Source organism: Desertivirga brevis (genome assembly GCF_017355835.1).
This window is the reverse complement of the sequence record NZ_JAFEWF010000001.1, coordinates 1,508,215-1,528,643: the sequence shown is the minus strand read 5'-3', so window position 1 is coordinate 1,528,643 and position 20,429 is coordinate 1,508,215. Positions and strand designations below refer to the sequence as shown.

Genomic DNA, 20,429 nt, shown 5'->3' with positions numbered 1-20,429 from the left:
TTTCTAGTTCATGTTCAGTTCATGTTCAGTCATCCTACGCTCAAGGGGCCAAACTGCCGACTGAGAACTTAAGTAAAGCTGAAGTGATCTTCATCGTACCAGATAAAAACAAAAAAAGCCCCCAAATATGGAGCTTCTAATACTAAAACTTAAAGAGTTGCTTAGAATTTCAAAGCTACACGGAAAGCTATTTGACCGAAGTTAACCTCATTAACTGAAAAGCTTTCATAACGTACCCCAGCATCAAAATCGGTTTTGTCAGATACAGGATAGGAAATTACTAGACCTGGAGTCCAGACAGTGTTAAGATAAACTATAGACTCATCCCTTATCTCACAATTCCTTTACATTACCTTAAACCCTCTGTTATTTTCTGCCACTACTTTCGTCCCTAATGGCTCCCGGTCCTTCTGACACAAGAAATTCATCTGAAGATCTAAGATTAAAAGAGTTTGAAAGCTTTTACCGCGACATTTACCCCTCACTATTTCGTTATGCAATCTTTATTCTTAAGGATAGTGATGAAGCCAATATTGCAATAAACGACGTTTTCCTAAGGCTATGGAGAATAGAAGTAGTGCCCACTCATAAAAAGGCTTTTGTATTTCGAGCAGTAAAAAATGCGGCAATTAACCAATTAAAGGCCCGAAAGAACAGACTTCACATTCTGGAACACGAGGATCTACCCGAACAGGAAGATTTTACCTCTAATGCTTTGGCCAAAATGCTCGATCGCGACCGTCAGCAAAGTCTTTATTCGCTTATTGACAAAATGCCAGAAAAGCGACGCCTCGTATTTCACCTTCATCGCTTGCAGGGCTTTAGCTATAAAGAAATTTCCGAATTGATGAACATATCTGTGCGAACCGTTGAAGATCACCTCATAAAAGGGATGGAGCAGCTCCGCCAGCTCGTAGTCTCTCAGGAGTCTGAACTTCGTTAAAATATCACTTTACTATTTCTTAAAGATTCATTGATGAAAACTTAACCCGTTCTAACCCGGGATAACCTTGCTTAATACTGTCTTTTCAGAAAGCAATATGACAGATAACAGCAGGTGGCGATCCATCATTAATTTTTTAGCAGCAGAATCCAGGAAAGAGGAAGTTGAAGAGCTCCAGCGCTGGCTTGATGCCGATCAAGAAAACTACCGGGAGTTTAATAGAATTAAAATGTTATGGGAGGAAACCAGTAAAGCTCCTTCAAGCAATACTTGGGAAGCCCCATTCAATCAGCTCCGGGAACAGATTTCCGTTGATCGATCTGATTTGATTTCTGTTCAACGCCGTTCTCTTAAAACTTATTTGATGCAGGCAGCTGCAGTAATTATTGCCTTGATTGGAATTAGTTTTTGGATCTATAGGAGTCAGCAACACAATACAGATTACGCAATGAGGCGCTGGATTGATAAAACGGCCGGACCAGGGACAGTTAAACGACTGCTATTGCCAGACAGTACCGAGATTTGGTTAAACTCGGGAAGTAAGCTCTCTTACCTTTCAAATTTTGGAACGGCTGAGGTTCGTAAGGTCAAACTTAGCGGTGAAGCTTATTTTAAGGTAAAAAGAGATACATTAAGACCCTTTACCATTGAGAGCGGGCAGTTGAATACACGGGTTTTAGGTACATCCTTTACCATAAGGGCCTTCCCAGGCGAGCAGGCAAGCAAAGTAACAGTGCATACCGGAAAGGTTGCGGTACATAAAGTTACCGACAGCAGTGGTCTTGTCCATTTGCTACCCAATCAATCAGCGAGCTTAAATAGAGAAACGGGGAGGTTTCTGAAGGAAGATGTTGACAACGATGCGGAGGCGAGAGCCTGGGTAGATGGCAATCTGGTATTCAGGCAGGAGCCTATGGCAAACGTCTTTAAGGTGATGGAAAGGAAATATGGCTACGCCTTTCGTTGGAGTGGTGATTTCGAAAATTGTCGCTTCAATGGAAAGTTTGAGAAGCCAGCCCTACTTGACGTCCTTAAAGTTCTCGAGAAAAGTCTCGGTATCGCTTATTCAATCAAAAACAAGGAAGTATTTATCAAAGGAGGTAATTGCATGTAGCGCTCTATAACAGAAAATGCAGGTGTTGACGCACCTGCACTTATAATAACGGTTGTTGACGCAACCATATCATTCTATTAATCGATCAAGACTAACATTCAAAGTTATGAAAAAGCCATTTATGGCCCAAAAATTTATTGTGAGCATCTTCAATCTGGTATTTTTAATACTCACTACATCTTTTATTGTTTCAAGGCCTGCAACCGCTGTTGCAGAAGAGATGCAACCCCTACAAAAGCCGGTAACTGTACAGGGCTTTCAGGGTAACGTCCTTCAGTTTATTCAACTACTCGAAAAAAAGACTGGCGTTTCTTTTGTTTACACCAATCAGCAGCTGGAGCTTAACAAAGCATTTACTGTCGATGCCAGGAATGAGCAATTACAGCACTTGCTGAAGCGTGTATTTACGCCTCTTCAGCTTACGTATACCGTAGAGAACAAGCAAATTATCCTCAAACGCATTCCTGTCGTAATTAAAATTGAGAACAAAAGGGGGAGCGTTTCGGGTCATATCACAGACAGTAGAACAAAAGAATCCCTGGCATTTGCAACTGTGGAAGTTGTGGGAACTAGTCTCCGTGCTGTTTCAGATATATCAGGAGCCTTCTACCTTGCCAACGTACTTGAGGGTTCGGTAATGCTAAGAGTGAGTTATATAGGTTATACGAGACTGGAAAGGCAAGTAGAGGTGATTGGCGGGAAGAACACACAAATATCACTGAGCCTTGAAGCAAATGCCAATCAACTTAGGGGAATTCAGATCACCGGTATCCGCCGGGGAGAGGTTAAGGCGCTAAGCCAGATGCGGACAGCAGAGAATATCAAATATGTATTATCGCAGGAACAAATTGAACGCTATCCGGATGCAACTGTCGCAGAGGCAATGCAAAGAGTTCCCGGCCTTGCTGTAGACTATAGCTATGGACTTCCCCGAAATGTTATCATCCGTGGTCTTGATCAAAGTATGGGCGCTGTTACGATGAATGGAAACCGTTTGCCTTCTACAGAGACAAACTCACGTACTGTCGACCTGAATGGTATTCTTTCTGCTACAGTAGAAGCCATAGAGGTAAACAAAACACTAACTCCCGATATGGATGCTGATGGCACAGCGGGCACGGTTAATATAATCACTAAAACGCCGGTTAAGGGCATGAAGCTTTTGGAGGCAAAAGGTTCTTATAGCCGGAACAATCTATTAAGCGACAATGGGTACGAAGGTGCAATCTCCTATGGAACAAGGGGAAACCGCTGGGGCTACCTTGCAGGTTTGAACTACAATAATTCCATAAGAGGCGAAGATCGGATCCAGCAGGAGTATGACACCTATAAGATCAACGGCGTTGAAAAATTGCTCCTTTCTAATCTTGATCTGGAAGGTACAGAGTTAAAACGCCGTAACCTTGGCCTTCAGGGTGAGCTAAGCTATTTTAATAACAATCAGAGCCGGATTTATCTAAGGGGGAGCTATAACAAGTACTACGAAGTTCAGCGTAGGGGGCAACGCAATTATAGTATTGGCGAATATACCGCTGACAACATGGTTAGTGATGTTTCTGTAGGGACCAGCGGATCACCGCGGGATTATAACCGGGATCTGCTTACCGTTAGTGCCGGCACCAAACAAATCTTTAATAAATGGACCATAGATGGAGACCTTACTTATTCGAAGGGACTGTATGATCAACCTATTTATTACGATGGGTATTTTACAGCCAATGACCTGTCTGGAGCTCTCGGCTTTTCAAACCCGTTAGCGCCTCAGTTCAACTTTACAGATGTTGATCTTAACAACCCCTCAAGCTTTACAGCTACCAGTTATAATAACCGGCACCAGTTCGCCCATGACGAGGATGTTCAGTTTAGTATGAACAACCAATATGCCTTTTCGCTACTTGGTAAACATAAGGGAATTTTTAAGTTCGGAGGAAGGTATCGCTATAAAGAGGACGCTCATACCCGTAATTATTATCAATACAAGTTGATAAATGGCGCAATGAACTTGTCAAACTTCCTGTCTTCCTATGGCCGGAATGACTTTTATGACAATTATTATAACTTGGGCAATTCCATACCCAATGGTTACCTCTTGGAGGATTATTACCAGGCAAACAAAAACTTGTTCTCTGTGAACGAGACTTATAATCGGCAAAATACTGATCCCGACTCCTACGAAGGAAAAGAGCAGTTGGGTGCAGCCTATGTTATGAGCCGTTTGAACCTCTCTAAATTCGAAATCACCGCCGGCGTGAGGTATGAATATACCGGATTCAACTACAAGGGAAATATTGTCAATTTTGATAACAAAGGAAATTACATAAGCACTAATAGGGTAAAGACAAATTCATCTTTTGATGGATTTTTTCCTAGTGTCAATCTAAAATATGCCTTAAGTAATCAAACCAATTTTCGTGCTGCAGCAACCCGCTCTCTATCCCGTCCATCTTATTATGATCTGGTTCCATGGGAAGAGATTGAGCCGCGTAGAACTCGCATGAAAAAGGGAAATCCTGACCTTGACCAGGCTACTTCTCTAAACCTCGATTTTTTATTTGAGCATTACTTCAGATCTGTGGGACTGATTTCCGGAGGCGTGTTCTATAAGGAGATAGACAACTATATCTATGAAGGAGTATATGTGCAGGAGGGAGGGCAATACGATAAATGGCAGATAACGCAGTCTTTAAATGGGGCAGGTGCGAAAGTACATGGATTTGAACTTGCCTGGCAACAGCAATTTACCTTTCTTCCGGGACCGCTAAATGGTTTGGGTATTTATGCAAACTATACGCATATTCAATCCAGGTTCAAAGTGCCGGGAATTGAATCAGTAAGAACTGTAAGATTACCCGATATGCGCCCTAAAGTAGGAAACTTCGCCATCTCCTACGAAAAGTACGGATTCTCGGGCCGCTTATCGCTAAACTTCTACGATACCTTCACAAAAGAACTTGCACAAACTGAAGCAAATGATGAACTCGAACTTGCCCGTAAGCAGTTGGACTTTTCTGCTTCACAACGTATCAACAAACACGTAAAGATTTTTATGGGCATAAGTAACCTGAACAATGCTCAAGTGCGGGTGAATTATGGCGATGGCCGCCCGGGTGATTATAAATACTATTCAACCTGGGGTAATATTGGTATTAAATACAGTCCTTTTTAATTAACGTATGATTCACAAATTAAATAAAATTAAGACTTTCTTCTCCGGCTTGATCCTTTTATGCAGCAGTTTGGCGGCCAACGGTCAGGACTTCAAGCCATCAGTTTTTCCCGATAGGCTGATACTCAACTGGTCTGGTAATCCCGAAACTTCACAAAGTATTACCTGGCGAACTGACACAACGATAAACATTGGGATGGCACAGGTAGTGCAAGAGGATAGTTCGCCTGCCCTTGAGATAAAGGCAAAAGAGTACAAGGGAACTACCCAGAAGTTGAGTGGAGCAAGCTTCGAATCGGGAAATTATCACAGTGTGAATATTGATGGACTTGAGCCGGGCACCCTTTATACCTATAGGGTTGGAGACGGTCAGCATTGGAGTGAATGGTTGCAGTTTAAAACTGCATCAGTAAAACCAGAACCTTATTCTTTTATCTATCTTGGTGATGCTCAAAATGATATCCGCTCAAAGTGGTCAAGGGTAATCCGACGAGCATTTGCAACCCGATCAGATGCTCGTTTTATCATCCACAGCGGCGATCTTATCAACCGTTCTAACAATGATATCGAATGGGGAGAATGGCATTACGGAGCAAGTTTTATTAATGGAATGATCCCTGCAATCCCAACACCTGGTAACCACGAGTACACCAGGAACGAGAAAAAGGAACTCGTCCTTGATCCACACTGGAGGTTTCAGTACACCCTTCCACTAAACGGTCCAGAAGGTTTGGAAGAGTCGGTTTACTATACAGATTATCAGAACATGAGGATAATCTCCCTTAATTCTCAGATGATCGTTCTCGATTCTGTTTCATTGGCTACGCAGGCAAGATGGCTTGAGAATGTGTTGAAAGAAAATAAAAAGCTTTGGACCGTGATCACTTACCATCATCCAATTTATTCAACTGCAAAGGGAAGGGACAATAAAGAGTTCAGGGAAGTATTTCAACCATTGTTCGAAAAGTATCATGTGGACCTTCTGTTGCAGGGCCATGACCATACCTACAGCCGGGGCAGGAACTTGCCGGTAGGCGTTTCGAAAAAAGTGGGAGGGCCAGTATATGTTGTATCAGTTTCAGGCCCTAAGATGTACAAAATAAGTTCTGAACGCTGGATGGATACCTCAGCCGAAGATACTCAGCTGTTCCAGGTGATCCATATAGATGGCAATGATCTGAAATTCGAGGCTTATAAAGCCAGCGGTCAGCTATTTGACAGCTTTTCGCTTAAGAAAAGCAATCAAAACGAACCCGCCAGGTTTACTGACTTTAATCCGAATAAAAAGTAAGACATTTCAAAGAGGTTGCCTTCAAAGAGCGACCTCTTTTCTAGATTTGGGGGATTAATTGCACCTTCTCTTTTTTCTCCACTTTTTTTGCGCTCTCTGTTACACTCCCTATAAATATTTCGTAATGAGAGAAATAGGCTACACATGAAACGTATTTTATTCTTACTAAGCATTGTTACCGCTGTCTTTACTTCCTGTCAAAAGGATGTTTATCAATCACCATTGACGCCGGAGTCCGACTCCTTTATGCCCCTGCAGATAGGAAATTACTGGAGGGTCGATAGTCAAAATTTCAGCGAAATTCAGGATACCGTAAGAATTAAAGGGCAGCTCTATTACAAGATGTTCAGCTTAACTGGCGGCGATGCAATGTCAGAAGATTACCTTCGCATCGATGCAAATAACAATCTAATATCAAGTTCACCTCGCTTTCCGGAAATTCAGTATATCAGAGCCAGGTTTGGAGCAAACGTGGGGGATACTTTTCAAACGCTGGAGGACCAAAGCTACAACGATTATAAAGTTAGTGTAGTAGAGAAAAGCCCTACCAAGATGACATTCAGCTTCGACATGATCTATCATCCAAATTTTAAAGGGCATCCTCATACCGTAACCTACATCAAAGGCCTGGGCTTACAGGGCGGTTGGAAAGAAATCAAGATCAACGGAAAAGTTTACAAGCAATAAGCTGTCGATCATCTTTTACGTTACTTATACCTATCAAGCCATGGGTCTTCAACAGGCTCATGGCTTTTTTCTATTACCTTTAGGGCTATCAATACGAAATTATCAATGAATTTTCCGCTTTTAATACTCTTCCTTCTTTCATTTTCAACAGCATGGGCGCAAACTACAAATGGACCAAGGGAAGTCACCCCTGAAATGGAGAAGTCTATCAAAGTAAAGATCGAACAGGATGTTGCGTCTTTTAAGAAGCGTCAGGATGGTGATCGTGCGGTTGCTACTGAATTCGCAATAGATACTATGCGAATTGAGAGATATATGGATGAATATATGAAGCTTGATTATTCTACAGCCGGAATGCGGTTCGCGATGAACGAAGCTGCAAGTGCATACGATGTCATTCTCAACAAGTATTACAAAAAACTTCTTTTAAAATTAAAACCGTCAGATAAAACAGCCCTCATTCAGGCAGAAAAAGCCTGGATAGTATTCAAGGATAAGGATCTGGCATTCCGGGCAGTACTAAGCAAGGAAGAATACACCGGGGGTGGTACTATCCAACAAGTTAAAGCAACCAGCTTTTATTACAACATGATAAAAGACAGGGCGGTTACTCTTTTCCAGTTCTATCAATCAATTGAAAGTAATTAGATCAGCTTATATAAAAGCGCCCCTGATCCTAAAATTATGGATTAGATTAAATTTTCGCACCCTCTTCCTTTACTCGTCCAGCAAATATCCCATTTCATTTTACTTATTTCCCTCTCTGTAGTCATTGCCTTTCCCGGCAGTTTTAAAAGTTGTTTCTTTAATTGACAGAATTTAACCGGTTATACCAAATTCTCATAGAGATCTTCATCGAACTAAAACTGTGTTGATCCGGGTAGGTAAGAATACCGGAGGGGGCGGGACGCCTAGGAAGCGGGTAAGTAGTACAAAGAGTTAGAAAACGAAAATTATAATCAAATAAAATGAATAAGTACTGGAAAGGGTTCCTATTATTAACTGCGTTGTCGGGAATGACAAGCACAGGCTTCGCACAATATCCTAAAATACCTGAAGACGTTGGGCGTGCAAGTAATGCATTGATGGAGCAGGCGCGTCGCCAATCTGATATTGCATGGCAAAAAGCTCTTCCAATCATTGAGAAAGAGGCTGCTCAAGGTAAACCATACATTCCCTGGGCTTCCAGGGCTATCGATCTTCCTCAAGCTAAAATTCTTGCCTTTCCGGGTGCGGAAGGAGGAGGCGCTTATTCTTTTGGAGGTCGTGGCGGAAAAGTATACGTAGTTACAAGTTTGGCAGACAGCGGCCCAGGTACTTTAAGAGAAGCATGTGAGCAGGGGGGAGCCCGTACCATCGTATTTAACGTGGCTGGAATTATCCGTTTGAAAACCCCTTTAATTATTCGTGCCCCTTATATCACTATTGCTGGTCAGACTGCCCCTGGCGACGGGGTTTGCGTTGCAGGCGAGTCGGTTTGGATCAACACTCACGACGTTGTTATTCGCTTCATGAGGTTTAGAAGAGGTGAGACGAATGTGGGTCGCCGTGACGATGCCATTGGCGGGAATCCCATTGGAAATATTATGATCGATCACGTTTCTGCAAGCTGGGGATTAGACGAAAACATGTCTATGTACAGGCACATGTATAACGACAGTACCGGCACAAAAGAAGCTAAGTTAGGAACAGTTAATATTACTATTCAGAATTCTATTTTTTCTGAAGCTTTGGATACCTGGAACCACGCGTTCGGAAGCACCATTGGGGGCGAAAACGCTACTTACATGCGTAATTTATGGGCAAACAACGCTGCTCGTAACCCTTCGATCGGTTGGGCTGATGTATTCAATTTCGTTAATAACGTGGTGTTTAATTGGGTGCATCGCTCAGTTGATGGCGGCGACTATCGTTCAAACTATAACATTTTCAATAATTACTTCAAACCAGGGCCGCTTACACCGGTAAACGAAGCCGTAGGATATCGTCTTCTAAAACCGGAGTCGGGAAGGAGTAAGCTTCCTTATGTAACCTTCGGGCGGGCGTATGTTAACGGTAATATTGTACACGGAAATGCCACCGTAACTAATGACAACTGGAATGGCGGTGTTCAAGTGGAAGGCAAGAACGGCGAGTTGATGAGCTTTGATCAGGCAAAAGCCTACTTCCCAAGAATGAAGTGGAACGAACCTTTGCCAATGCCACAGATCACTGTGCTTTCTGCTCAGGATGCGTTTGATTACGTGTTGGCAAATACCGGTGCTAATTTACCTAAGAGAGATCCTGTGGATACTCGTATCATTCAACAGGTAAAAACCGGGAATATAAACCCTTTAAAAAATGTAAAACTTCCTGCTACCCAGTTTGAACATAGGAGACTGCCGATCGATTCGTACAAGGGGGGAATTATCACAGACATCAGTCAGGTAGGCGGTTATCCGGAATATAAAGGAACACCATACAAAGACACTGACGGAGATGGCATTCCCGACGAATGGGAAACTAAAAATGGTTTGAACCCTAGGGATGCATCTGATGCAATCAAGGATAAAAACAATGACGGGTATACTAATATTGAGGATTATCTGAACAGTGTAGTAAACCTTGCAAGCGTAAAACCAAACAGCAATAAATAAGACACATTTTTCCGGCTTATTACTACATGATCTTTGTAAGTAGTAAGCCGGTAATTGAAACAAACTCTAACATATCTTACCACAGGGATTTCAGAGCCTGGTATTTTCCCTCATCAATTCAGTCTTTTCTGCAGAATTCTAATTTTATTCCATTCTTCTAGACAATTTATTGGGTTTGCAGCGAAATAGGTCACTAACAATATTATAATGACTAAGCGTCAGTATTAATTAAAAATTTAAAGAATCTTTAACATCCTGGTGAAGGTCCTAACAAATCTAATAGAAGGCTGGAATTTTCTTAAAAGTGTTTTAAAGTATTGATAGAAAGTTGATTAATAGCGTTATTGCATTCATACTAACTAATGAGATTCTAGCTATGTTAATTCTTCTAACGCTCACTATTTTCACTATACTTTTCATTGCCGGGGTGGCCATAACAATGAATGATGCTCAGGTTTTACACGAAGAAGACGTGTATGTTGAAGTAGATTCTAATGGCAGATATAAAAAGCTGCATGATGTAGAATAATTGTTCTGGATGGTGTTAGTGAGGGTAAGTTATTGCGGGGTATAAATAATCCCGCACATGAGACTTTGTCGCAATCTGCCCTTTAAGCGTCGCATCTGTGCCCTACCTGGTAGGTGTCACAAGGCTATCTTTGATATAACTAAAGAAACTTAAAAGGAGAATATGTTATGATCAAAGAAGTATGGCTTAACTTGCCAGTTAAAGACGTGAAAAAAGCCCGGGAATTTTATACCAAAATAGGCTTTGAACAAAATATGCGGTTTCCTGAAACTGCTGAGATGTCTTGCGTAACGATAGGAAGCAAAAATATAGTACTGATGTTATGTGCTGAGCATGTTTTTGAGAGCTTTACGCAGCATCCTGTATCCGACCCTAAAACATCATCAGCAGTACTGTTTTCTATTGATACTGAAACTTTCGAAGAAATAGACGGGCTAGCTGAGAAAGTTAAAAGTGCCGGAGGAACGGTATATGCAGCTCCAAGTGAAAGTCAGGGCTGGATGTACGGTTGTGGGTTTACCGACCTTGATGGTCACAGATGGAATGCTCTCTATATGGACATGAGTAAAATGCCGAAAGGCTAAATAATAATGCTGCGTTTGAAGTAATGCTATGAGGCCATCACCAAACCTCATAGCTTTTTAACCATACCTATCACTAAAGTCCCAGCTAACATATCATTAAGCTCTCCCCAACTTAATACTTGCTTTTATATGTTTCCGCCTAAATTCTGCATTAAATGCGCAATAAGTCCGCCTATTTTCATAAATGGCGGACTTATTGCAGAAATAATTATGTCTTGATTTGCTTTCATGTGAAGTTTGGCTGCCAGCTGGAACGACACAGAAATAGAGTTGTTTTTAATTAATAAAGAAATTTATTTTCTTTTAACAATTATTTTCTATAACTTGTTCCTTATTCTCTAAACCAGTCTTTATGGCAATTCTTGATAAAAAAGGTTTCTTTCACGGGAAAATGGGAAATCTTAATTTCCGTTATTATCGTGGTCGGCAGGTTGTACAAACAAAGTCAGCTAAGGTTAAACAGACCTATGCAAGCAAGGAAAGCAGCCTTGAATTTGGACTCTGCAGTGGTTCTGCTAAGGTAATCAGAAATGCCTTTTCTGCAGTAATCAGTGGTTACGAAGGAGGTATGGTTAACCGGTTTAATTCAGTAGTTCGCAACAGTGTTTCCGCTTGCCGGCATAGGGAACGAGGTGATCGAGATCTTCATGATGCAGATCTCTCTTATCTGAAGGGCTTTCAATTTAATAGTCATTCCCCTGTCGATCAAGTTCTTAAAGTTAGGCCGAAGGCTGAATTCCTGGAAGAGAATAAATTGAAGATCTCTGTGCCTGGCTTTCGGGGAGAAGACATTCGGGGGGGTAATGGGCAGTATTATATTCTGCGGTTCCTGGCTGTTTCCTTTGATTTTAAAGCTGAATGTTACCGCTATCATCGAATAAAAGATATACGGATATCTTCGTTAGAACGCTATGAGGGGGAGGTAATCGAACTAGAGGCAGATTTCCCAAAAGGAAGGGTTCTTTTATTAAGTATGTCTATCCATGCTTATAATCTTACCAAATTGGGGGAGGAAATGCTGCTTAATTCCAAGGAGTGGAGCCCTGCAGAATTGATCGGAGCTTGGCATATTCCTGCTGACGAGGAAATACTTAGGTTAAGAGCAGAGAAAGGAGATGATGCTTTAATTACTCCCAAGGACTATTATTGCGGTTTTGAGAGAGAAGGTATATTAAAACGTTTTCGGGAGCTAAAAGAGAAGAGGCAGCCTGTAACAGCGAAGAAGAAAAGTCGACCGGAGAGGCTAGAGGTAAAAGATATTGCGCTTCCTGAGGGGGATATAGGTTTTAAGAGCAGGAAATAATTTCTCACAAATAATGTTGATTATGCTTTTTTATCATATCGATGTTTACTTCCCGTCTGGAGAAGATTGGGATGAATCCCCTTCTTGAGGCCATAAATTACCAATTGCTGTTTGATTTAAGCTTTGTCTATTTATTTAGAGGCTTTTGGGTATAAGTTCTGGAGGAAATTTTGCCAACAATAAATTCAATGAAAGGAAGACCAACGAACACCATCCAGGGTACCAATGAAACGGTTATGATAAAGGTGCGCTGGTACAATGGCAGACCTGCAAGGTCTGCTCCAAACAGAAATAGAAACAGGGTAATGGAAGGATAAATTACCATCCAAATTTTGATTGAAATTAACAGTCTTGCTTTCATCTATACTATTTTTAAGCGATTATCTGAATAACAGCAAAGGTAGAATGAGCCGAAAAGCGAGGGTAGGACGAATAAATAATTAGATAGGACATATTTGAAATTATGGCGGATCGGCAAATTCAAAAAGCGCTCCTTTCTGATTTTCCGGGTGGTCCTAGTCACGACAGTCCTCAAGCTTAACGTACTCTTTAACTATTCTTAATACTCCCTCACGAACTTCGTCCACTTAATGATCCCTGCTTCATAAAGAAGCGATTTGGAGAAATAGACGTCTATTGGGATGATGACGATGAGGAATATTCAGTTTTACAAAACAACAAGTTGAGATATTTACAAGTTTTGATGGCCGGCTTCATGATGGGCCCGGCTTTGACATTCGCGCAGCAGGCAGAAGTCGCGATTGCTGATACCACCAAAGTTTTACCGGAAGTTACTATTACGGCAAGTCGCCACAAGAGCGATATTGCAACCAGCCCTTATTCCGTCGAAGTGTTAAGCAGGCAGAAAATTGAGGAATTTCTTTATCGCTCCACCCCTGAAGCATTGATGGCTGTCCCGGGGGTTTTCGTTCAAAAAACAAATCATGGAGGTGGTTCTGCCTTTGTAAGGGGCTTAACCGGCAACCAAACCCTCACCCTGATAGATGGCATCCGCTTAAACAACTCAACTTTCAGATATGGCCCAAATCAGTACTTAAATACTGTTGATCCCTTTACTATAAGCCGGATAGAGGTTTTGAAAGGCAGTGGGTCTGTACAGTATGGCTCTGATGCTATGGGAGGAGTAGTTCACATTATTACGCAGGACCCGGACTATACTAGTGTCAGTAAGTTCAGCGGGCTTGCCGGGGGACGATATTGGAGCCGGGATATGGAAAAGACTGGCAGAGGGCAATTAGTATATTCTTCACCCCGCCTTGTTGCCCTTGGTGGATTAAGTGTCAAAGATTATGGGAGCCTTTTTGGCGGAGACACGACCGGCAAGCAGTCGCCTAGCGGCTACGGGGAGCTTGATGCGGATATGAAATTGAAGTGGAAGCTTAAGGAAGGAATGGAGCTAATTGCTGCCCAGCAATTTGTGAAGCAGAATAATGTTCCTGTTTTTCACAAAGTGAAACTAGAGAACTTTGCGCTCAACGAAATGCAGATTCAGCAACGGGCTCTTTCCTATTTGAAATTTAGTATCGCGGGTAAGAATCCTTTTCTGCAATCAATCTCTATAACTCCATCATTTCAACAAACTGCCGAAGTGCGTAGAAGCCAGAAGAATGGTAACCCAAGCATAAGGCGGGAGGAGGATGGAGTGTCTACTGTCGGAGCTCTCCTGGATATCACCTCTAAATTTTCACAAGACTGGACGTCGAGCAGCGGACTTGAATATTATTACGACGACATTTCAAGCAGCAAGTCTGACCTAAATACAAGCAGCGGTGCATCAGTGCAAAGTAGAGGATTGTACCCAGATCACTCTACTTATTCAAATCTTTCTGTTTTCAATATCCATCAGCTAAGACTCAAAAGGTTTAATTTAGAAGCTGGACTTCGCTACAACTGGTTTGAGGCGACTATTAAAGACGAGACGCTTGGTACAGTTAAATTAAGTCCGGCAGCCTTAGTTGTGAATCTTGGAGGGAACTATAAAATAGCAAGCCATAATCTACACGCCTCATTCAGTAGTGGTTATCGAGCGCCTAATATCGATGATATGGGAACTCTTGGAATTGTAGACTTCCGTTATGAGATACCGAGTTACAGTTTGAAGCCTGAGCGAAATTACAATATGGAGTTAGGGTGCCGTCTTAAGTTTAACCAGTGGAACGCTTCGATGACGGTATTTAATAATCAGTTAACTGACCTTATAGCTCGCACTAAAGTTGAGAATGAGGTGATAAGCGGATATAATGTTTACAAAAAAGAGAATATAGAAAAAGCTGTAATAAGAGGAGCTGATCTCCGATTGCAGTGGTTGCCTAGCAAGCACTGGGATCTTACAGCCTTTACAGCATACACCTTTGGGAAAAACCTTAGTAAATCAGAACCATTAAGGCGTATTCCTCCTCTCTATGGGAACACCGCAATAAAATACAAATTAAAAAAGTTTTATGCAGCTGCTGACTTGAGTATTGCAGCAAGGCAGAGCAGGTTAGCACAGGGAGATATAGACGATAATCGTATTCCAGCAGGGGGAACTCCAGCGTGGGAAGTCTTAAATGTTTTTGCAGGGTACCAGTATAATAAGCTTCAAATAAGATTAAGTGCTCAGAACCTGTTTAACGAAGATTATCGCACACATGGAAGTGGCATAAACGGTGTAGGGAGGAGCGGACTTTTATCCTGTACATATAATTTCAATTAAAAGTTGATTTAAGCCTACTTCCTTCATAGCATCCATAAAGCAAATTTTATTTCAAAATTTCGATATCTTTTTTACCTTATCGCTTTGTCTGCCCAAAGCGATAAGGCTTTGTTCAGGGTTCTATCTAGACTAGGAAACCTGCGGCAATATTCTTACCTTGCCTTGGTAGATACAGTAAGGTTTCTATGAAAAACTAACGGCCAATTTTATTCCTGGAAGACCATGTTAAGAAATAACCTAATAATGCTGGCATTCCTAGTTACACTTTATGTATGCTATGCACAGATAATTCTGGCCTATGATCTATCCAAATATCACTGATGGACAATGAAATCAAAGAATTTTAACAATTAACAAAATGAAATTCAAAACTAAATCTATCATCACCCTGCTTACTACCATTTTGTGTGTTACAGTTGCTTGTTCAATAGATCTACTTGCCCAGGTAAAGGTGGATGGAGGTATGGTTCAGGGAACCAAAGAAAATGGATTAGAAGTTTTTAAGGGAATTCCTTTTGCAGCTCCGCCAGTCAATGAGCTTCGCTGGAAAGCCCCACAACCTGTTGTGAAATGGGATGGAGTTAAGCAGGCAACAAAATTTGCTCCTTCTCCTTACCAGGCCGGAAATCCTCCTGCGGGAAAAAGTGAAGACTGCCTTTATCTGAATGTATGGACTCCGGCAAAGTCGCCAAAAGAAAAACTACCGGTTTTAGTGTGGATATATGGTGGGGGTTTTAGTTTCGGGTCAACTGCCGAACCTGTATGTACCGGAGAGCATCTGGCTACAAAAGGTGTGGTTGTTGTTAGCATTGCCTATAGGGTTGGGAAATTGGGATTTCTGGCCCATCCCGAACTTAGTGCTGAAAACCCGGATAAGGTTTCGGGGAACTACGGATTACTTGACCAAATTGCAGGCTTGAAATGGGTAAAGAATAATATCGCTGCTTTTGGCGGGGATCCTCAAAAAGTAACGATTTTTGGTGAATCGGCCGGAGGGATTTCAGTTAGTATGCTGTGTGCTTCGCCTTTGGCGAAAGGATTATTCCAGAGAGCTATTTCTCAAAGCGGTGGCTCATTTGGTCCTACACGCCCAACAACTTATCCCGGCGAAAACATGAAGACCCTGCAGCAGGCGGAACTTAACGGAAAAGAATTTATACAAAAAGCAGGTGTTTCGTCAATTGCCGCTTTACGCAAGCTTAAGGTTGAAGAATTACCGATGGAGCCGGGGATGGGAGGGGCTTGGCCTATTATTGATGGCCACGTGATACCCGACAACCAGTACCAACTTTACAAAGAAGGTAGGTATAATGATGTAGCTGTACTTATTGGGTATAATTCGGATGAAGGCGCTAGTTTCTCAAGGGAAAAAACACCTGAAGAATACATTGCCAATGTAAAACAACGCTACGGTAAGTTCGCGGATACATTATTAAAAGCATATCCTCCAGGCGAAACTAGTGTAGCAAGAACTGCCAGGGACTTAATGCGGGATGCAGCTTTTGGTTGGCATACTTGGACATGGGCAAGGTTGCAATCGCAGACAGGTAAGTCGAATGTCTACTTATACTATTTTGATCAACATCCAGACTTTCCTAAAGATTCACCCCGATATGGTTTTGGCTCTCCACACGGACAAGAAATTCCTTATGTATTCATGACCTTGAATAAGAATAATCCTCAGACAACTGAAGCGGATATTAAATTATCGGAAACCATTAGCAGTTATTGGACTAACTTTGCCAAGTATGGGAATCCTAATGCAAGTGGTTTGCCACAGTGGCCTGTATTTAGAAAAGGAAAACAGGAGCTGATGTATTTGGATGCGGATCCACACCAGGCACTTGTTCCTGATGTAAAATCTCTTCAGGTTTTAGATGCCTATTTCAAGTGGAGATTCACCAAGGAAGGTCAGGTTTGGGCAAAGTAGTTTTCAAATGTAAATGTCGGTGCTGCAGGGAGTACACCTGATGGCCCCTTGCTCTTTCCGGCTTGCTCAAATATAGAGTTCAAAATATCATCAGGGACAAAAACAAATGGATTGATTCCGATGATTTCAATTGTAGCGGTAAATTTAAACATGTAATTGCTTTTGACTGCGCCAAGCACACCTCCGTTTTAAAAATAGTAAAAAGGCTGCGCTTTCTTATTTTTCGATATTCCTCGGGTCTGATTGACTAAATATTATATGGGTAAGTAATCCTGAAGAACACCCGGCGACGCATTAATTAGGGGTCAATAAAACCAAAAGACTTTTGTTTCTATTTGTCATAACAATGGCTAGAACAAGCAGAAATGCGTCTCAACCTACTATTAAAGATCGACTACGTGCATTGCGTAATCTGCCGGCCTTTTTCAAGCTGATATGGAAGTCGGGCTCGAAGATTATGCTAGCTAACATTACTTTACGCTTTATAATAGCGGCAATTCCCTTCCTGTTACTCTACATAGGTAAGTTGATTATAGATCAAGTGATCTATTTAAACCGTAGTCACAACTCATTCGCCGAAGCTTATCTCTGGAAACTGGTAGCTTTTGAACTTGCACTTGCAATTTTATCTGATGGTCTTACTCGTGCCATTACTCTTATGGATAGCTTACTGGGCGAACTCTTTGCAAATCATACCTCTATAAGGATAATGGAGCATGCTGGCACTCTTGATTTGGATCAGTTTGAGGATGCTGTTTTTTATGATAAACTAGAGCGAGCCCGTCAGCAAACAAATGGTAGGACGGTGCTCCTTTCACAGGTAATGAGCCAATTACAAGACTTTATCACGATAGGATTTTTGGGGCTGGGACTATTTGTATTTAATGCCTGGCTGGTCTTATTGTTGATCATTGCAATCCTCCCAGCATTCATAGGTGAATGGTACTTTAATGATCAAACCTATGCCCTAAGTCGCCGCCAAACTCCCCAGCGAAGGGAGCTTGACTATCTGAGGTATATCGGCGCAAGCGATGATACAGCCAAAGAAATCAAAATGTTCGGCCTTGCAAATTTTATCATTGATCGTTTCAGGGTTCTTTCTGATCAGTTCTATGCTGAGAATAAGCGCATTTCTGTTAGACGGTCCATGTGGGGGACTTTCTTCGCTCTATTAGCCAGCCTTGGTTATTATGGTGCTTATGTGCTTATCATCCACCGTACTGTTCAGGGTGAACTCACTATTGGCGAACTTACGTTTCTGGCGGGCTCATTCAGACAATTGCGAAGCTTATTGGAAAGTGTACTTGGTAGGTTTACCAGCGTATCTCAAGGTGCGATCTATCTTAAAGACTTCTTTGATTTCTTCGAGATCCAGCCAAGGATCCTTAATACAAATAACCCCAGACCTTTCCCGAATCCAATTATCGAAGGCTTCAAATTTGAAAACGTCGGATTCCGCTATCATCATAGCGAACGCTGGGCGAACCGGAATCTGAACTTTACCTTGCATCCATCAGAAAAGCTTGCTCTGGTAGGCGAAAATGGGGCGGGGAAAAGTACTTTGGTAAAACTTCTGGTGCGCTTATATGATCCATCAGAAGGCCGTATACTACTGGACGGACATGATCTAAGGGAATATGACCTTAATGACCTTCGTAAGCATATCGGAATTATTTTCCAGGATTTTATACGCTACCAAATGACCTTTTCGCAAAATATTGCAACAGGTAACATAGAGGAGAAATCCAATGAAGAGCTGATCAGAAGATCGGCACAGCAAAGCCTTGCCGATGACCTTGCAAAGAAGTTACCGGGTGGCTATGAACAAGTTCTTGGCAGGCGATTCGCAGAAGGTGTTGAGTTGTCTGGTGGTGAATGGCAGAAAGTGGCGATAGCTCGTGCCTATATGAGGAATGCGAAATTAGTCATATTAGACGAGCCTACCTCGGCACTGGATGCAAGGGCAGAATACCAGGTTTTTGAGCGATTCACAGAACTGACTAAAGGTAGAATGGCTGTGCTTATTTCACACCGCTTTTCAACAGTTCGAATGGCTGATCGCATTTTAGTATTAGATAATGGCGAGGTCGTTGAAATGGGCAGTCATGTTGAATTGCTAGAGCAAAAAGGACGGTACGCAGAATTATTTCAGCTACAGGCAGTGGGATATCAATAATTACTACTGTTGGATTTTTTTATCTTAACTGAACTTCAAAATTTACTATTAGACCCCACGTCAACAATAATAGGGGTGAGGCATATGTGAAAAGTATTAATGTTATGTTTGCTTCGCAAAAACAGAGTACGTGTGAATGAGAATGACACAAAGCGGCTTTCGCGATTGACCGCCATTTTAACTCAGCTCCAGACCAGACGATTGATTACAGCAAGCAATCTTGCTGATAAGTTTAAGGTTAGTATAAGAACAATTTATCGTGATATAAAAGCATTAGAACAAGCAGGTGTTCCGATTTTAACCGAAGAAGGGAAAGGATATGTATTGATGGATGGATATAGAATTCCTCCGATAATGTTTACTGAAAGTCAGGCGAATGCCTTAGTCCTTGCTGAGCAGCTTGTATTGAAAAATAAAGACTCTTCGTTTATCAAAGATTATACTGAAGCCATCGATAAAATAAAAGCTGTATTACGTCAATCAGAAAAAGATAAAGCTAACTTATTGTCTGAGCGAACCCGCTTCGAGCAAAATACTAATAGAGAGCGAAATAGCAATAATATATCCCAGTTACAATATGCCTTAACTAACTTTTATTTAACCAAAATCGACTATGTTAACGAGAGTAACACAACCTCAAGCAGGATCATTGAACCATTTGCTTTAATTAGCGTAACTGAGAATTGGTTATTGGTTGCATGGTGTCGGTTACGAGCGGAATACAGGTATTTTCGATTAGACAGAATAAACAAGATGGAAGTCCTTTCGGAAAAGTTTGAGCGCCATAAGATGACCTTGCAGGAATATTTCGATAAATATTATTAAGCCTCCTCTTACCCCTGACATATGGCTGTCACAAGCTCATTTTACTTTTGATTGTACAATTAAATAAAGTAAATGCAAAAGACATCATTTGACCCATGGAGCTGGGGTAAAAACACAAATTCGGTACAGGCTGTTGAAGTAAAGCAGCCAAATGGAACACTATACTGTTCAGGACAAGTGGCTATTGACGTTAATGGAATACCAAGCGCTGCTGATATGCGAACTCAACTTATTCAGACAATAACAAACTTAGAACAACTTATCAGTGAGTCTGGTTATGAATGCAGTGGAATAGTTAGGCTAAATGGATATACAACTTCCGTTCAGGAGTTTTTCAGTACCTGTATGGATGTATATATACCTTTCATCCACAAGTATGGGATTCAGCAGGCGACAACTCTGCTGGAAGTAAAAGGGCTCTTTGCTACCTTAACCATAGAGTTGGAAGCTACTGTGGTAAAGTAGAAAATTAAAATTCTAAATTCTCATGTAAAAGCTTGCTAGCTGTTGTAGTTATGGATAGATTAGA

17 protein-coding genes are annotated in these 20,429 nt (G+C 41.6%); 15 read left to right on the top strand and 2 right to left on the bottom strand.

Annotation, left to right across the window (positions count from 1 at the left end; genetic code table 11):
* The first annotated feature begins 394 nt into the window (after nt 1-394).
* From J4N25_RS06685 to J4N25_RS06640, 10 genes are all read left to right on the top strand, one after another.
* Entirely contained in the window at nt 395-943 is a 549-nt protein-coding gene (locus J4N25_RS06685) for a sigma-70 family RNA polymerase sigma factor (protein ID WP_207421367.1), read from the top strand.
* A 97-nt stretch (nt 944-1,040) separates the two neighbouring features.
* Nucleotides 1,041-2,057 carry a FecR family protein gene (locus J4N25_RS06680; RefSeq protein ID WP_207421366.1) on the top strand — a complete coding sequence of 339 codons (1,017 nt, stop codon included), beginning with the start codon at nt 1,041-1,043 and terminating at the stop codon, nt 2,055-2,057.
* Between the two features lie 106 nt (nt 2,058-2,163).
* Nucleotides 2,164-5,223 carry a TonB-dependent receptor gene (locus J4N25_RS06675; RefSeq protein WP_207421365.1) on the top strand — a complete coding sequence of 1,020 codons (3,060 nt, stop codon included), beginning with the start codon at nt 2,164-2,166 and terminating at the stop codon, nt 5,221-5,223.
* A gap of 7 nt (nt 5,224-5,230) precedes the next feature.
* Nucleotides 5,231-6,514 carry a purple acid phosphatase family protein gene (locus J4N25_RS06670; protein ID WP_207421364.1) on the top strand — a complete coding sequence of 428 codons (1,284 nt, stop codon included), beginning with the start codon at nt 5,231-5,233 and terminating at the stop codon, nt 6,512-6,514.
* A gap of 144 nt (nt 6,515-6,658) precedes the next feature.
* The gene (locus tag J4N25_RS06665; RefSeq protein WP_207421363.1) at nt 6,659-7,201 is read left to right on the top strand and encodes a hypothetical protein; all 543 of its coding nucleotides are present in this window, start codon (nt 6,659-6,661) and stop codon (nt 7,199-7,201) included.
* 105 nt (nt 7,202-7,306) lie between these two features.
* Complete coding sequence (locus J4N25_RS06660) at nt 7,307-7,849, top strand: lysozyme inhibitor LprI family protein (protein ID WP_207421362.1); 543 nt, start codon at nt 7,307-7,309, stop codon at nt 7,847-7,849.
* Nucleotides 7,850-8,169: 320 nt separating this feature from the next.
* Nucleotides 8,170-9,837: a polysaccharide lyase gene (locus J4N25_RS06655; protein WP_207421361.1), complete on the top strand. Its 1,668-nt coding sequence runs from the start codon at nt 8,170-8,172 to the stop codon at nt 9,835-9,837.
* A gap of 376 nt (nt 9,838-10,213) precedes the next feature.
* Nucleotides 10,214-10,366, top strand: coding sequence for a hypothetical protein (locus J4N25_RS06650; protein WP_207421360.1), 153 nt, complete (start codon nt 10,214-10,216; stop codon nt 10,364-10,366).
* A gap of 167 nt (nt 10,367-10,533) precedes the next feature.
* Complete coding sequence (locus tag J4N25_RS06645) at nt 10,534-10,950, top strand: VOC family protein (RefSeq protein ID WP_207421359.1); 417 nt, start codon at nt 10,534-10,536, stop codon at nt 10,948-10,950.
* Between the two features lie 352 nt (nt 10,951-11,302).
* A complete protein-coding gene (locus J4N25_RS06640; protein ID WP_207421358.1) occupies nt 11,303-12,253 on the top strand; it encodes a hypothetical protein in 951 nt (316 codons plus the stop codon).
* A 127-nt stretch (nt 12,254-12,380) separates the two neighbouring features.
* Here J4N25_RS06640 and J4N25_RS06635 read toward each other — a convergent pair whose 3' ends face one another.
* The gene (locus tag J4N25_RS06635; protein WP_207421357.1) at nt 12,381-12,614 is read right to left on the bottom strand and encodes a putative antibiotic biosynthesis monooxygenase; all 234 of its coding nucleotides are present in this window, start codon (nt 12,612-12,614) and stop codon (nt 12,381-12,383) included.
* Between the two features lie 321 nt (nt 12,615-12,935).
* On the opposite strand from J4N25_RS06635, the gene J4N25_RS06630 reads away from it, so the two are divergent.
* Nucleotides 12,936-14,969: a TonB-dependent receptor plug domain-containing protein gene (locus tag J4N25_RS06630; RefSeq protein ID WP_207421356.1), complete on the top strand. Its 2,034-nt coding sequence runs from the start codon at nt 12,936-12,938 to the stop codon at nt 14,967-14,969.
* Between the two features lie 358 nt (nt 14,970-15,327).
* Entirely contained in the window at nt 15,328-16,899 is a 1,572-nt protein-coding gene (locus J4N25_RS06625; RefSeq protein ID WP_207421355.1) for a carboxylesterase/lipase family protein, read from the top strand.
* Here the strand turns inward: J4N25_RS06625 and J4N25_RS06620 are convergent.
* Nucleotides 16,881-17,051, bottom strand: coding sequence for a hypothetical protein (locus J4N25_RS06620; protein WP_207421354.1), 171 nt, complete (start codon nt 17,049-17,051; stop codon nt 16,881-16,883). The two genes, J4N25_RS06625 and J4N25_RS06620, sit on opposite strands and share 19 nt — an antisense overlap.
* A 194-nt stretch (nt 17,052-17,245) precedes the next feature.
* Between J4N25_RS06620 and J4N25_RS06615 the strand changes: the two genes are divergently transcribed.
* From J4N25_RS06615 to J4N25_RS06605, 3 genes are all read left to right on the top strand, one after another.
* The gene (locus J4N25_RS06615; protein WP_207421353.1) at nt 17,246-19,075 is read left to right on the top strand and encodes an ABC transporter ATP-binding protein; all 1,830 of its coding nucleotides are present in this window, start codon (nt 17,246-17,248) and stop codon (nt 19,073-19,075) included.
* A 132-nt stretch (nt 19,076-19,207) separates the two neighbouring features.
* The gene (locus J4N25_RS06610) at nt 19,208-19,900 is read left to right on the top strand and encodes a helix-turn-helix transcriptional regulator (protein ID WP_207421352.1); all 693 of its coding nucleotides are present in this window, start codon (nt 19,208-19,210) and stop codon (nt 19,898-19,900) included.
* A 72-nt stretch (nt 19,901-19,972) separates the two neighbouring features.
* On the top strand, nt 19,973-20,365 hold the full coding sequence (locus tag J4N25_RS06605; RefSeq protein WP_207421351.1) for a RidA family protein: 393 nt from the start codon (nt 19,973-19,975) through the stop codon (nt 20,363-20,365).
* Nucleotides 20,366-20,429: the final 64 nt, after the last annotated feature.